General features: G+C 30.7%; 13 protein-coding genes. 9 read left to right on the forward strand and 4 right to left on the reverse strand.

Annotation, left to right across the window (positions count from 1 at the left end):
* Positions 1 to 55 precede the first annotated feature (55 nt).
* The 5 genes from OIF36_02345 (at position 56) to OIF36_02365 (ending at position 7,380) form a co-directional block, all read left to right on the forward strand.
* Complete coding sequence (locus OIF36_02345; protein ID MCV6599305.1) at positions 56 to 3,595, forward strand: DotA/TraY family protein; 3,540 nt, start codon at positions 56 to 58, stop codon at positions 3,593 to 3,595.
* A 182-nt stretch (positions 3,596 to 3,777) separates the two neighbouring features.
* Entirely contained in the window at positions 3,778 to 4,902 is a 1,125-nt protein-coding gene (gene hemW / locus OIF36_02350; protein ID MCV6599306.1) for a radical SAM family heme chaperone HemW, read from the forward strand.
* A gap of 64 nt (positions 4,903 to 4,966) precedes the next feature.
* Positions 4,967 to 5,767 carry a peptidylprolyl isomerase gene (locus tag OIF36_02355; protein ID MCV6599307.1) on the forward strand — a complete coding sequence of 267 codons (801 nt, stop codon included), beginning with the start codon at positions 4,967 to 4,969 and terminating at the stop codon, positions 5,765 to 5,767.
* Between the two features lie 66 nt (positions 5,768 to 5,833).
* Positions 5,834 to 6,727, forward strand: coding sequence for a GTPase Era (gene era / locus OIF36_02360; GenBank protein ID MCV6599308.1), 894 nt, complete (start codon positions 5,834 to 5,836; stop codon positions 6,725 to 6,727).
* Between the two features lie 20 nt (positions 6,728 to 6,747).
* Positions 6,748 to 7,380, forward strand: coding sequence for a hypothetical protein (locus OIF36_02365; GenBank protein MCV6599309.1), 633 nt, complete (start codon positions 6,748 to 6,750; stop codon positions 7,378 to 7,380).
* 41 nt (positions 7,381 to 7,421) lie between these two features.
* On the opposite strand, the gene htpG is transcribed toward OIF36_02365, so the two are convergent.
* Positions 7,422 to 9,284 carry a molecular chaperone HtpG gene (gene htpG / locus OIF36_02370; protein MCV6599310.1) on the reverse strand — a complete coding sequence of 621 codons (1,863 nt, stop codon included), beginning with the start codon at positions 9,282 to 9,284 and terminating at the stop codon, positions 7,422 to 7,424.
* Between the two features lie 129 nt (positions 9,285 to 9,413).
* Between htpG and kdsA the strand changes: the two genes are divergently transcribed.
* Positions 9,414 to 10,256, forward strand: a complete 843-nt coding sequence (gene kdsA, locus OIF36_02375; protein MCV6599311.1) for a 3-deoxy-8-phosphooctulonate synthase — start codon at positions 9,414 to 9,416, stop codon at positions 10,254 to 10,256.
* A gap of 525 nt (positions 10,257 to 10,781) precedes the next feature.
* Here kdsA and gmk read toward each other — a convergent pair.
* Positions 10,782 to 11,345: a guanylate kinase gene (gene gmk / locus OIF36_02380; GenBank protein MCV6599312.1), complete on the reverse strand. Its 564-nt coding sequence runs from the start codon at positions 11,343 to 11,345 to the stop codon at positions 10,782 to 10,784.
* 12 nt (positions 11,346 to 11,357) lie between these two features.
* The gene (locus OIF36_02385) at positions 11,358 to 11,993 is read right to left on the reverse strand and encodes a LysE family translocator (protein MCV6599313.1); all 636 of its coding nucleotides are present in this window, start codon (positions 11,991 to 11,993) and stop codon (positions 11,358 to 11,360) included.
* Positions 11,994 to 12,104: 111 nt separating this feature from the next.
* Here OIF36_02385 and OIF36_02390 point away from each other — a divergent pair, with 111 nt between their 5' ends.
* Together OIF36_02390 and OIF36_02395 are read left to right on the forward strand one after the other, a co-directional pair.
* A complete protein-coding gene (locus OIF36_02390) occupies positions 12,105 to 13,316 on the forward strand; it encodes an MFS transporter (protein ID MCV6599314.1) in 1,212 nt (403 codons plus the stop codon).
* Between the two features lie 56 nt (positions 13,317 to 13,372).
* Positions 13,373 to 13,864, forward strand: a complete 492-nt coding sequence (locus OIF36_02395; GenBank protein ID MCV6599315.1) for a phosphatidylglycerophosphatase A — start codon at positions 13,373 to 13,375, stop codon at positions 13,862 to 13,864.
* Positions 13,865 to 13,973: 109 nt separating this feature from the next.
* Here the strand turns inward: OIF36_02395 and prfB are convergent.
* Positions 13,974 to 15,069 (reverse strand): peptide chain release factor 2 gene (gene prfB, locus OIF36_02400; GenBank protein MCV6599316.1). Its coding sequence is split into 2 segments (ribosomal slippage): positions 13,974 to 14,999 and positions 15,001 to 15,069, totalling 1,095 coding nucleotides; the frame shifts between segments, so codons are not numbered across the junction.
* A gap of 112 nt (positions 15,070 to 15,181) precedes the next feature.
* Between prfB and OIF36_02405 the strand changes: the two genes are divergently transcribed.
* Positions 15,182 to 15,898 (forward strand): hypothetical protein, encoded by a 717-nt coding sequence (locus tag OIF36_02405; GenBank protein MCV6599317.1) that lies wholly within the window; start codon positions 15,182 to 15,184, stop codon positions 15,896 to 15,898.
* The last annotated feature ends 27 nt before the right edge of the window (positions 15,899 to 15,925 follow it).

Raw genomic sequence — 15,925 nt, forward strand, 5'->3', positions numbered from 1 at the left:
AAATACATAAGTGCTATGATTTAAAAAAATAATATTTTCAGGAGAATAATTACAAATGCTATCAAGTAAGAAAAAGACAAGATTTACTAAAAAGAAAATATCTAAAAAAATATTTATGCCAGAGTTTAACCGAAGCTTTTTACCTATAAAAATATCTATAGACTCTTTTGTTAGATTAATAGCAGGGATTTTCTCTCATGCGGGTTTATTAGACGAGGAAGATGATTTATTTAACACAAACCAATTATTAACATTTTCTGATTTTGGAGAAATGATTTTTGTTTCAGCAAAAAATATTAACTGGAGGAGTAAGAAATCAATACCACAAATTTGCTTATGGTTATCTTCAATTGCCTTAGTTATTTTTGTTTTATCAACACTACTTATCTTACTGTTTTCTTTAGCTACAGGAACTGCTAATGCAGCATTAGCAATGGCTCAAGAAAACACAGGGGAGGATGTTAGCTCTTTATTTACATTAACTGAAGAGGTTGCTAAACATGAACATGGAACAACATGGTTAAACTGGATGTTTAATTTAGCTGGAGAATATAAACCTGCTGTGTTTGGTGAGGGAGGAACTGCTGCCAAACCAGGTATTGCCTTAGGATTTCAATCTATGCTTACATATTATAGTTCTACTTGTTTAATATTAGGCTCTATAATGGTTTCTTATTTATTTGTTGACAATATTGTTGACACAGCATCAACAGGTAAATTCATGGGGCAAGGCGATGAAGTATGGGCATATCCTAGAATACTAATAGCTATGTGTTTATTAGTACCTCTACCTAATGGCTCTGGTTTAAATATAGGTCAAAATCTTATTATATCAATTTCTAAAGCGGGGTCAATTTTTGCAACAAATACATGGTTAGCTTTTCTAAAAAACTTAGGTGGCGAAGAAGGTAATGATTTAATATCTCCTGAAAGCTTTGATTTAGATAGTTTATCAAAAAATATGTTTGATTCATTTGTTTGTTATTGGGGAACTGCTATAGGTAATAAACTTCAAATTACTGACAATAAAGATGGTATACCTCCTCATAAAACAAATGAGATAAAAAAAGAAAAAAGTGAATTATCAAAAGAAATACAATCCTTAAATGGTAAAATTGGCGGCGACTGTGAAATAGTTCCTTATAATAATGGGAAAATATCATCTTATTGGTATAAAGGAGATTGGAATGATTATACAAAAGAAGCTAGAAAAGAAGAATGTGAAGATGATTTTTCGGATCCTAATGATTTCAGAATTACAGAACTTAAAGATATAATAAAGAAGGCAGACAACATTGGGTCAAAAGAATTAATGTTAGAACAAATGTATGGAGGACTAGAAAACCCAACTTCGATTAAGATTACAAAAGCTTCAAAAGCAGATTCTTTATCTTATGACTTTAATCTTGGTTCAGGTAGCAATGCTATTACAATGGCTGGAGCTTGTGGTTCTTATGGACCTGCATTTTTCCAACAAGAATTTGAAGAAAAAGATGCAACTAGAGATTGCATATCAGAGAATCCTCATGACTTAAACAACTTAATAACTTGTACGGAAGCAAAAATGCAAGCTAATGTAAAAAAAGGATTTTTAGCAGCTTTAAACAAAGAAAATGTTTTTGGATTTATATCTGACACTTCTGAAGAAGCTGCGACATCACAATTTCAAATACCTAGTGTCCCTAAAGGAGGTATTGATGCTTATGTTGTAAACAAATCTGTAAAATTAATTTCTGAGAAAAATTTTAAAAATGAAAAGTATAAAAAAGCCATAAAAGCAGCAAAAATAACTCCCCCTACACCAAACAGTTTATCAAGTTATGCTTATGATTTTGTCCTTGCATCTTTATACTCAGATAAAAGTGGTAAAAATTTTATACCAAAAGGAATTGAACCTCTTAATTATAAAAACTTTGAAGACTCTTTAGATCTTATTAAAGATAATACTATATCTCTTCAGTCAGAAGAATATGGAAAACGCTTTAGTGAAAATATGGCTCCATACTTTAAAATAGCCAACGAATCTTTTAGAGATTTAAATTCTCATCTATTTGGTAATGCCAAAGAAAACAAAAAACCTGCAGAAACCGATATAGCTAATCAGATGCAAAAAGGATGGATAGCAGCTGGGGCTTTTTATTCTCTATTATCTCAAATAAACGGATTAGGTATAAAAGCAACAAGTGCAAGCTATGCTTACTCTTCCCCTATCTCATCTTTTACAGGTAGTCGTTCTATAAAAATAGATACATATTCATCTGATAAGATGACTGGATTCATACCTTATCTTGACTATATATTAACAAAAAAAGATCTTATTATTGGCAATATAGAGAAAAAAACAACAGGAATAAGCTCAACAGATGAAAGCTCCAGCATGGGATCAAATGTTGCCATGTTAGCTGACATAATGAATACTGCTACTGGTTTAGCAGGAGCTAGTATTACAAATATAAATGGCGCTAATCCCTTCGCAGACTTAGTTAACCTTGGGCATTTATTAATAAATACAGCAACCTATACTAAAATTTTAACTACCATGAAAGCTGAAACATATAAATCTATAGGTAACCTTCTTGCTAAAATTGGTGGAGCAATACCATATGGAGCTGGTATTGGCTCAGTATTAGCATCTAAAATACCTAGCTATAAAGGGGAAATCATAAAGCAATTGGCTATACCTTTAAACATATTTCAAGGTATGATATTTAGTTTTGGTATAACTCTAGCCTATTATTTACCTTTGGTTCCTTTTATAAAGTTTATAATGGGAGGTATAGGATGGTTCGCTGCTGTCTTCCAAGCAGTAATTGGAACTCCTTTACTTTTATTAGGACATATAACTGTAAAAAAAGGTAGCATGATACTTGGACCAGACAGAGGTAAATACATGATGATTCTTGAAATATTCTTAAGGCCTGTTTTAATGGTATTTGGCATGATAGGATCAATGCTACTACTATCTGTTGCAACATATATATTTAATGACTTATATAACTTTGCTTGGGGTGTTAGAAGCATGAATAGTGTTTGGGGAGGGTCAATACTATCTTTTGCCTCATATTTTAAAGGTCTAGCATATATAAGTATATATGTAACTACAATATACACTATAGCTACAAACTGCTTCAAACTTATAGATGATGTACCAGGTAAAGTCATAAGTTGGATGGGTGGCGGAGCCGGATATTCATTGAGCGGTGCTGAAGATGCTGTAGAACAAGGCGCTGGAAGTGCTGGTAAGTTCATAGAAAAAAGTATTGATGCATCAAGACAAAAATCATTAGATGATGAACAAACTAATAAGAAAAAGAATATTGCAAGAGATGACAGAATTAAAGATACTATTGTAAAACATGGATCCGAAAAAGGAAATATGTTAGCCGATATGGAAGAAGGGAAATACGATGCAAATAAAGGTGAGTATGTTGACATGTCAGATCAAGAGAAAAAAGAAGCTAAACAAAGGCTTGAAGATCATAGATCTGGTGGCGACCCTTATGGTATTAGAGCTAAAGAAAACGCTTCTACTTCCTCAACTGGGTTGAATCAGGACGGTAATATGAATATTGAGCCTCCTAAAAAAGACTCTTAAAGTTTGAAGCTAAAGCAAAAAAACAACCTCGTTAATTCAAGGTTGTTTTTTTATGCTTATTAATATATAATCATCACCAAATCAATTCATTATTATTTCTTTAGTTTATTAAAAAATAATTAATTTTAATATACTTATTTAAATAAAATAATATATAGAACAATTAATAAAAGGTTAACGGAATGAGCTTATCAAAAAAAAATATAAATATAAAAACAGGGATTTATATCCACTACCCTTTTTGTTTATCAAAATGTTCTTATTGTGATTTTAACTCTATTGCAAACAAAAACATCGATCAAGACAAAGTTTTAGATGCATTCTTCAGAGATTTAGACTATTACAAAAGTCTCGTCGGCGACAGACAAATATCTACAATTTATTTCGGAGGAGGAACCCCCTCTTTAATGTCTCCGCAAATGGTGAAAAAGATAATTGATTATATAAAAGAACATTTCTCTTTATTAGACAATGCAGAAATAACTATAGAGGCAAATCCTCTTACGGCAGAGATAAAGAAATTTAAAGCATTTAAAACCGCTGGAATAAATAGAATCTCTATAGGAGCTCAATCTTTCTCTCAAAAAGGCTTAAAAGCTTTAGGAAGAACTCATAGTGTAAAACAAACCAAAAAAGCTTTAAAAGTTGCTAAAAAAGTATTTAACCGAAGCTCTTTTGATTTAATATATGGCTGGAAGGGTCAAACTCTTGCAGATTGGAAAAAGGATTTAAAAACAGCTCTAAAATATCATAATGGGCACATATCTATGTATCAACTAACAATATATGAAGGAACTGCTCTATATAAAAATGGAGAAAAGGAAATAGATGAAGATACATCCCTACTCTTTCAAGAAACCGCAAAATGCATTTTATCAAAACAAGGAATAAATCAATATGAGATTTCAAATTATTCTAAAACAAGCGAAGAATCTCGACACAATTTACTATATTGGCACTATGATGATTATATTGGCATAGGAGCTGGAGCTAGTGGCAGATTAACTATAAATGGAAAAAAGAAAGCTTTTATAAATGAACCTAACATTAAAAATTGGCTGAAAAAGAACTCCCCAGATATAGAAACAATAAATGATAAAGAGAAAGCTTATGAATATTTAATTATGGGATTGCGATTGAACAAAGGTATTTGTTTGAAAGATTTTCAAGCGAAAACTAGCATCGATATAAAAAAAATGATTGCTGATAAAAATTTAAATGATTTTTTAAAAATAAATAAAGGTTACCTTTTTGCAACAAAAAAAGGCAGAGACTGTTTAAACCTTTTACTACAGAAGTTATTTTAAAAATAAGTTTACTTTTAAACTATAAAATGCTAATCTTTCTCCATTATAAAGAAAGAGGGAAACCATGAAAAAGTTATTAATTACAACATTAGCTATATTAATATCTGCTAGTGCAAATGCGGCAACAAATAAAGGCAAAGTAATAGCGACAGTTAATGGAGAAAACATCTATGAATATTCTGTTGAAGCTGTTTACAAGACAATCCCTGAGGATAATATAAAATCTCTTGGTGGTAAAGAAAAGGTTACTAATGCCATAATAAATCAGTTAGTTTCAGCTGAAGCTCTTAAACAAGAGGCTCTAAAATCAGGAATTGAAAAAAACGAATCGTTCAAAGAGATTCTTAAAATTGAAAGAGAAAGATTAATTCAAGAAGAGTTCTTAAGACAAGAAGTAGAAAAAGCAATTACAGAAAAACAAATCAAAGAAGTTTATGATGAAGCAGTTAAAGAGTTCTCTCCTGAAAAAGAATACTTAGTATTTAACATACTTAGCAAAACAGAAGAAGATGCTAAAAATATTATAAAAGAGCTAGAATCTGGTGCAGATTTTTCAGAATTAGCAATTAAGAAATCTCAAACATCAAATGTTAAAGAAACAAAGGGATCTCTAGGATATATAAAGTCTAGCGATTTAATTGATAACATTGCGAAAGAAATAAAGTCTATAAAAGAAGGAGAGTTTTCTGTAGCTCCTGTAAAATCTCCATTTGGATGGAATGTTTTTCATGTTAAAGAAAGCAGAATGGAAAAAGCTCCAACATTTGAGGAGTCTAAGTCAACAATAAGACAATCTCTATACAAAGAAAAAATGCTAGAGATAGTTAAAGAGCTTAAAAATAAAGCAGAAGTTATATATAAATAATATTGACTTTTACAGTAATTAGATAGATAATGAATTCTATATAAAAAAGAAAAGGAAGAAATTATTATGCCAAAAAGATGTGGTTTTGTAGCTTTGATCGGTAGCCCTAATGCGGGTAAATCAACACTATTAAATAGATATGTTGGTTCTAAGATATCTATTGTAAGCCAAAAGGTTCAAACAACTAGAAGTAAAATTACAGGAATTACAATACATAATAAAACTCAGTTAATATTTATTGATACCCCTGGTATTTTTGCTCCTAAAAAAAGATTAGATAAAGCTATGGTTTCTGCAGCATGGCAAGGAGCTGACAATGCAGATTGCATCTTATTTTTAGTAGATGCTTCGTCAGGAATTAATGATGATGTTATTGCTATCGTTGAGAATCTAAAAAAATGTGATAAACAAGCTATTTTGGTTTTGAATAAAGTTGATAAAATTGATCCAAAAATATTATTAGGGCTAGCTCAAAATCTATCAGCATATGGTGTATTTTCTGATGTATTTATGATTTCTGCAAAAACAGGTAGTGGTACAGATGATTTACTAAATTTATTAGCTGAAAAAATGCCAAAAGGAACTTGGTTATATCCTGATGATCACTTATCAGATATGCCATTAAGATTCCTTACATCTGAGATAACAAGAGAAAAGATACTAGAATCGGTTCATGATGAAATCCCTTACAAACTTACTGTAGAAACAGAGAAATGGGAAGAAATGAAAAATGGATCTGTAAAGATACACCAGATTATATTTGTTCAAACAAATAGCCATAAAGCAATACTACTTGGTGAAGGTGGTAAAAAGATAAAGCATATTGGTATAAAATCAAGACAAGATATTTCAAACCTAATTAGCAAAGATGTTCACTTGAAACTATTTGTTAAGGTTAGAAAAAAGTGGCAAGACAACCCTGAAAGATACAGGAATCTTGGTTTAGAGTTTCATAGTTAAAAAACAGAGGAGGAAAAACAATGAGTGGAACGAGTAATACTGCTACTTCAGGTGGCAAAATAGGAGCTATACTTGCAAGTATAGGGAAAATTATATCGAGTGGTTTTAAAAAGTTAAAAAATATGACTGGCAAAGCTATAAAAGGAGCTCGAAAATCTATGAAAGGCATGCTTGGTGGTAGAGGAGGTAATTGTTCTGCAGAACAAAAAGAAGAGAAAACTCCTCTAAAAAAATCTCAACTAAGGCTAGCTAATGCACAAAAAGCATTAGAAGAAGCTAAAAAAAATGGCAATGAAAAAGAAATTGCGATTGCAGAAAAAGAACTAGAAGCTGCAGAAAAAGCTCATCAAGAGGAATTGAAAAAAATGGAAAAAGAACAGACTTCAGAAACAGATGAAGAGCCAGAAATGGAAGAAGAGGAAAATCCTGAAGGCAATGCTCCAGAAACCGTTTCTGAAACAAAAAATGAAGAAAATTCTGAAACAAAAATTGATAATAGAGTTAAAGCTAGTGAAATAAGCAAAGGATTGACAACTAGCAAAATAGGTTCTTCTGGAAACCCTCCAGGATCAACAGTAAAACAACCTGAAACTGTAAAACCTAAACAAGTTGAGAACACAATAAGTATAAAGACACCAACAAATGGTTCTTAAAATAAAAGAAGGGATTTAATTTTAAATCCCTTCTTTTTTATTTAATTAACAATTAAGCCTTTTTCAATTGCATCTGTCATTCTCTTAATGAAGGCTGTAGTGTCCTTTACACTCTCTCCTTCTATAATTTTAGCTTGGTCAAACAATAACAAAGTTAAATCTTCCAGATTATCAAAAGCATTCTCTTTATTTGATATCTTTTTCATTTTCTTTATTAATGAATGCTTAGGGTTAATTTCTAATATTCTTTTCACATTATCAGATAGATTTGCATGGCTTTTAAGTAATTGCTCCATATGCATATCAACATCTTGAGTATCGGACACTAAACAAACTGGAGATTTTGTAAGTCTTGAAGATATTTTAATATCTTTGACCTCATCTTGTAAAATTTGTTTCATTACTCCCATTAACTTTTCTAAGCTTTTATTTATTTTCTCATCTTTAGACTTATCAATATCTGAATCTATGTTGCTTAGCTCATCCGATGCCTTTGTTACGGAAACAAATCTATTGCCCTTATATTGCAAAACATTAGGAACCCAAAAACTATCTATTGAATCGGTTAACAATAATACCTCAACATCTTTATCCTTAAAACCTTCTAAATGAGGGTTGTTAATTAAGCTTTCTGCATTATCAAAGCCTGTTATATAGAATATAGATTGTTGTTTTTCTTTCATTTTATCTATATATTCGTCTAAAGATACTAGCTTACCGTTGCTTTTTGTAGTTTTAAACCTAGCCACTTTAAATATTTCATCTCTGTTTTTAGGATCTTCATATAAGCCCTCCTTTATAACAGAGCCAAAATTCATCCAGAACAATTTAAATTCTTCTGGTTTTTTCTCTGCGGTTTTCTTCAATTCAGAAAGAACTTTTTTTGTGATACCTTGTCTTATTTTAGACAACACTGGATTATGTTGCAACATTTCTCGAGAAACATTAAGAGGTAAGTCTGCACTATCAACAACCCCTGCCATAAACCTTAAATAAGCAGGTATCAAACCGTCAACATTTTCAGTTATGAAAACTTTTTTAACATATAGCTTCACATGATTATTTCTAGCTGGATCGAATAAGTCATATGGTTTCATTGAAGGAACATATAGCAAAGCATTATATGAAATAACACCCTCCGCTTTCCAATGCATATTCATCATTGGAGTATCAAAAGAATGTGAAACTGTATAATAAAAATCTTTATACTCTTGTTCTGTAATATCTGATTTATTCATCATCCATAAAGCACTTGAAGAGTTAATTGTTTGAGGTTCCAAATCAGGCATACATAGCTCTACAGGATAACATACATGATCTGAATATTTTTTTACTATTTCTTTTATTTTATTCTCATCTAAGAACTCTTCAGCATCTTCTTTTAAATGCAAAGTAACTTGAGTCCCCTGCTCTGCTGATTTCATATCTGATATTGAAAACTCTCCTTGCCCATCAGAAACCCACTTAAAACCACTCTTATCTTTAATTTTTTTAGTTATGACTTCAACTTTATCTGCAATCATAAAAGAAGAGTAAAAACCTACTCCAAATTGACCGATTAAATCTATATCCGCATTTGCATTATCCAGAGTCTTAATAAACTTCTCTGTTCCAGATTTAGCTATTGTTCCCAAATTATTTATCAAGTCTTCTTTATTCATTCCAATACCGTTGTCTTTTACAGTAATTGTTTTTTTATCCTTATCAAAAGATACTCTTATTGAATAAATGTTATCTTCTTTTACTAATTCTTTATTCTGCATAGCTTCATATCTAAGCTTATCACAAGCATCTGAAGAGTTAGATATAAGTTCTCTTAAAAAGATTTCTCTTTTAGAGTAAAGCGAATGTGTAACTATATTTAGTAACTTTGATACTTCTGTTTGAAAATGCATTTTTTCCATGTTTTTTCCTTTCATTGCCTATTTATATAAAAAATATAGGGGTTGATTTATAGATTTTCAAGTTGACTTTATTAAAAAAAACATATAAATATTAGCTTATCAACTTAATAATAATCTAAAGAGGTTAAAATGAATACATTTAAAATACAAAATATAGAAGTAAGCAATGATAAACCATTTGTTTTACTTGCGGGACCATGTGCTATGGAAAGCATGGAACATGCTCTTGAAAGTGTTAAAACTTTAAAAGAAATGACTGATAGATTAGGCATTCCTTTTATCTTTAAATCAAGCTTTGATAAAGCGAATAGAACAAGTGTTAACTCTAAAAGAGGTGTTGGATTAGAAGAAGGTGTAAAAATCTTTAGAGAAATAAAAAAGCAATTTAACAATATTCCTATTGTTACAGATATTCATCTACCAGAACATTGTGAAGCTCTTAAAGATGTTGTTGATGTATTACAAGTACCTGCATTTTTATGCAGACAATCAGATTTATTAAAAGCTGCAGCAGATACTGGGCTTGCTATTAATGTTAAAAAAGGTCAATTTTTATCTCCTCAAGAGATGGAAAATGTTATTAATAAAATTAAAGCATATGGTAATGATAGAGTTATGGCATGTGAAAGAGGAACATCTTTTGGCTATAATAATCTAGTTAATGATTTTAAAGGGATTCCTGTAATGGCTAAAGAAGGAACTCCTGTTATATTTGATGCTACTCATTCATGTCAACAACCAGGAGGCAAAGGTGCTACTTCAGGAGGGAACAGTGAATTTGCTCCAATCCTTGCAAGATGTGCTTTATCAATTGGTATCGCGGGTGTATTTGTTGAAACTCACGAAGATCCTATGGGAGAACAAGTTATTAGTGATGGACCCAATATGATTCCGATGGGAGAATTAGAGAGTGTGTTAAAAACTCTAAAAGAGTTTGATACTCTTGGTAAAAGATACCCTGCTAGAATTTAGCTTATCAAATTATTGTTAATACTTCCCCCCCAGATTATCATCATTCTGAGTGTAACGAAGAATCTTTTCATGCTTGAGAAATCTTAACTAACACTCAGTGGCACAAGAAGATTCTTCTTCGCTTCGCTCATCAGAATGACCGGCTTGGAAAAATGGTAATGTCATTTTGAGCGACTGCAAGGAGTCGAAAAATCTTTTCATCATGATATATTATTATATTGTCATTCTGAACACAGTGAAGAATCTTTTCATGCTTGTGGAATGTTAATTTATATCCAGTAACACAATGAGATTCTTCACTACCACACAAGTGTGTCCGTTCAGAATGGCGACAAATAAAAAGTTTGGCACTGATTTAAAACAGTGCGATTCTTCTTCGCTTCGCTCATCAGAATGACTGTAAACAATAAAAAATAGATTTTAAGCTTATTTTAGGTGAATTATTTTTGAGCGAAGTGTACATAAAAGTACATGAGCGAAAACCCCAGATAAAAGCTGGGGCTCGAATAATCACATAAAATGAACTTAAAATCTATTTTTTGCTAGAGAAATAATTTCAGCTACGGCAACATCAACATCATGATTTATAACCACAGCATCATATTCATCTTTATGAGCTATTTCACTTTCTGCTTTAGATAATCTCTTTTCTATTTCTTCTTGACTATCTTTGCCTCTAGACTCTAACCTATTTCTTAGCTCTCCCATTGTAGGAGGCATAATAAATACACTAAATACATCTACTCTAGCTCTTTTCCTAATAATTTGAGCTCCCTGCCAGTCTATATCAAATAAAACTATTTTATTTTCTTCAACTTTTCTCTCTACAAAATTATTAGTACTTCCATAATAATGCCCAAATACTTCTGCACACTCTAAAAATTCTTTATTTTCTATCATTTTTTTAAAGTCTTCTTTTGAACGAAAGAAATAATCAATTCCGTCTTTTTCTCCATCTCTTGGTTCTCTTGTTGTAAAAGAAATTGAGTTAACAAAATCAGGATCCATTGACATAATCCTTTTTGCAATTGTTGTTTTGCCAGTCCCTGATGGAGCAGATAATATTAATATTTTACCTTTTTCTTCCATTTTTAACTCCTTTTAAAATAGCCACCATATAGTTGCAGAAATTATAGATACAGCTCCTAGAATAAACAATATAATTGCAGAGCCCTTATTAATATGAACTAAAAACTCCTTAGATATTCTGTGCTTTATATGTTTTATTGTTAAAGATAGAGTAATCCACCATAAAATAGAACCTAAATATATACTCAAAACAAGTAGATATGGAGACATAGTATTTGTCAAGTGAGAAGAAAGACCAAATGTAGAGAATATAAATGTAAATGCCATAAATGTCATAGGATTAGTAATTGTCATAAAAAAGCTATACATTGCACATTTAGAATAGCTCTCTGTATCTTCAACTTGTTTTGAAGGAATAGGTATAGTTTGAAATATTTTTATTCCTAATCCAATAATCAAAAGCCCGCCAATCATTCTTATAGGTATTCTATATTGCATTAAAAAAGACTGCATCCACCCTATAGAAAAAACAGCAATAATACTATACATCATATCCGCTAACGATGCGGCTGCTCCTGAAACTATCCCAAGCTTCATAGAGTGATTCATTGTGTTTTTTATACAATACAGAGACATAGCTCCAACAGGAACTGATGTAGCAATTCCAACGATTAAACCAAATATAATTACATATAAAATTTCTTCCATAAATCGAATAATAAAAAAAATATATTAAAAACTCAAGATATAAATTAAAAAAGTTTGCTTTTAATCAATAAGTATTGTAAAAGATAGGAAAAATTAAGGAAAGTAGAAAACATGAATTTTATTAAAACTGTATCATTAGAAAAAGCTCCTATATTACTAAGATGGAGTGCTATGCTAAGATGGTTTATGGTAATATTACCAATTATCATTTTATTTTATCAAGATAAAGGCTTAACAACTGGGCAATTCTTTTTAATTCAAGGACTTTTTAGTGTATTCAATTTCTTTTTGGAAATACCTACTGGTTATATAGGAGATTTATTCTCTAGAAGAAAAGTTATTATTTTTAGTTTTATGTGTTATTTAATAGGAACAATAGTTCTATATTTCGCATACGGATTCTACCTAGTTCTTTTGGGAGAGGTTTTCTTTGCTTTTTCTATGGCTTTTGCCTCTGGCACTAATGAGGCCTATTTGTATGATGTTTTAAAGAAACAAAACAAAGAAAAAGATGCAATAAAAGAGCAAGGAAAAGTTAGTGCTTATATGCTTTACGGAACCGCAGCGGCTACATTTATAGGTGGGTTTTTATATAAAATAATGGGTACTGATATAATCTTAATAGAAGTAGTTTTAATTGCTGTGGGTCTAGCTATGACTCTGTTTTTACCAGAACTAGAAGATGTAAAAAGAGTTGTTAAAGAAGGCAAAAGTAAATGGCAAGACATTATTGATATTGCAAAATATGCTTCAACTCATCATGAAATAAAATGGTTAATGTTATTCCCTTCCCTATTTGGAGCTGGAACATTAGTTTTATTTTGGACTCAACAACCTTTAATGCAGAACAATGCAGTCCCTGTTTATCTATTTGGTATATTTATGGGAATGAACCAACTATTTAGAGCTATCTTATCTCACGGAGCTCACAAGTTATTTAAATTCCTAAAAACAAAATGGTACACAATATCAGCATTTTTAATATTATTTACAGGACTTATAACCGCTTTTGCCTTACCAAGTATAAAAAGCATTTATGCAACTTATGCGATGTTAATAGTTGTAGGATTTGCTACAGCATCTCAAGCGGGGCTATCAATTGTCATGAAATCAATGATAAATCATAGAATTAAATCTGATGAAAGAGCAACAGTCTTATCTGTTTCTTCCATGATTAGTCAATTATTCAACGGAGTAGTTATGATTTCTTTAAAATTCTTAATTGATGAATTTGGTTTACAGTTTATGTACTCTATAATTGCTCCTTTAATATTAATTTTAACATTTATATCTATGGCAAAATTATTGAAATTAAAAATTTAAATAAAGTTTTTATATTAATATTGATTTTTTATAAAAAACATTGTAAACAGTATAATATGATTAGAAAACTACCAAAAGAATTATCTTTAAAAGATTTTAAAATATTAATAGCAACATGGTTTGGGTCTGGGCTTTTGAAGCCTGCAAGTGGAACTTGGGGAACGGTATTTGCTCTACCTTTTGGTATAGCTATGATTTTATATACAAATATATATTTTTTACTAATAGCAACTACTCTTGTGTTTTATATCGGTTATTTAGGAGCAAAAAAGTTTGAGGCTCTTGGAGAGCATGATGCAAGTTCAATCGTTGCAGATGAAGTAGTTGGAATGTGGTTAGCTATGATACCATTTTTCTTCTTACAATTTTCTTTACCATTTTGGTTTATGACATTAACAGCTTTTGCATTATTTAGATTTTATGATGTTTTAAAGCCTTGGCCGATTTCATACTTTGATAAAAAGCAAGGAGCTTTTTATGTAATGTTTGACGATGTTATAGGTGGAGTATTCTCTATGACTGTCCTTTGCTTATTAAACTATTTATAGAGAATAAAAATACAACACCTGTCAAAATGAACTTGTCTCAAGGTCTAACTCCTAAATTAACTTCTGGAAATGGATGCTGAAATAAATTCAGCATGACAAACCTATTTATTTAAATCTTATTACTTAAACTTGCCTCTAGGAAGGCATCAATATTACCATCTAAAACAGATTTAGCATTACCAATTTCAACTCCAGTTCTTAAATCCTTTATCATTTGATATGGTTGTAAAACATAACTTCTTATTTGATGCCCCCAGCCAATATCTGTTTTGCTACCTTCAGCCTGAGCTTTTTCAGCAGTTCTTTTTTGTAGTTCTAATTCATATAATTTTGATTTAAGCATTTTCATTGCCTGATCTTTATTCTTATGTTGCGATCTTTGCTGTTGAGATGCAGCTACAGTATTTGTAGGTAAATGAGTTATTCTTACAGCACTATCGGTTGTATTAACATGCTGACCTCCCTTACCACTTGCTTTAAAAGTATCTATTCTTAAATCACTTTCACTTATCTCAATATTAATATTATCATCAATTACAGGAGAAACAAATACACTAGCAAATGATGTATGTCTTTTTGCATTTGAATCAAATGGAGAAATCCTAACTAATCTATGAACTCCACTCTCAGATTTTAACCACCCATAAGAGTTAATCCCATGTATAGCAACAGTTATAGACTTTATACCTACTTCTTCACCTTTAGTCTCTTCAATAATTTCTGTTTTATAACCTTTTGAACTAGCCCACATTAAATACATTCGCAATAACATATTAGCCCAATCACAAGATTCAGTCCCCCCTGCTCCTGCATTTATTTCTAAATAACAATCGTTTTTATCCGCTTCTCCAGATAGCAATGTTTCCAATTGTTTTTTATCACAATATTCTTTCAAACTATTTAAAGATTGCTCGGCTTCTAACACTATATCATCTTCTTGCTCTAGTTCTCCTAGCTCAATCAGCTCTATACTATCTCTTAGAGATTTATCTATTTCTTGAATATCTTGAATAGAGCTCTCTAAATAACTCTTTTCGCTCATAACCTTTTGAGCATTATCATTATCATTCCAAAAATTTGGATTCAGAGACTCTTCTTCTAGCTCTTTAACTCTTTTAATAGCATTGTCAAAGTCAAAGATGCCTCCTAAATACATCTATAGACTTTTCTACTTCTACTATTAAATTTTTAATCTCTGATTTCATGCGAATAAATATATAATATTATAGAAAATAATGCAACTATAAAAAAAACTTGCATTTTAAACTTTACAGGAGTAACATTTTGTTTTGTAATGGGAAAAAAGGAGTGAAATTCATGCTGGACACTGCAAAAGCGATTATTAAAAGAAAAGGAAATTGGCTACAAGCTAAAATAAAAGCCTATAAACTGTTAAAAACACTATCTGATTGTGATGAAAAGTTTGAATATCGAGAAAAATTAAAACAAGAGCAGATATCTTTTAAAGCAATCACCCCATCATCATCAAATCCAGAAACAACCAACTCCTTAACATACTCATTATTATTACAATCAATATTTAAAAGCCCTATAATTACCTATGATCTTTTCCCTAAATTTATAGATATGATATCTGTCGGTGGAGCAAATAAAAACCTAATACACAATCTTACTTTCAATTTTATTAATGAAGAAGTTTTAAATACAAAGAAAAAGCATTCTAAACTCGCTGACAGAAAAACATCACAAATAAACACTGATGATATGATACTTTGGTCTCTAAGATCTGCTACAAATGCAGGTGTTAGATTTGAAGATCAAAAAGGTATTGATTTAGCAAAACTAGCATTAAAAAAATTAAGTGAAGATCCTTGTTCTAAAAAAGACTTATTAGATATTTTCAGGAGAGGTGGAATGTGCAAAAACTCAAAAGAATTTAAAAAAGTTAAAGAAGATTCAAAACGATGTTGCAGATCAACAAATAACTCAATGTCTATAAACTTAACATATGTAGTTTCTCCTTGTCTGAAGTTAAAAAAACCAGCTAATTCTTTGTGTCCTTCAAATAGTTAATATATTGTAAAAAAACAGCCAAATAAG

It is taken from the genome of Alphaproteobacteria bacterium (assembly GCA_025800285.1).
Classification (GTDB): domain Bacteria; phylum Pseudomonadota; class Alphaproteobacteria; order JAOXRX01; family JAOXRX01; genus JAOXRX01.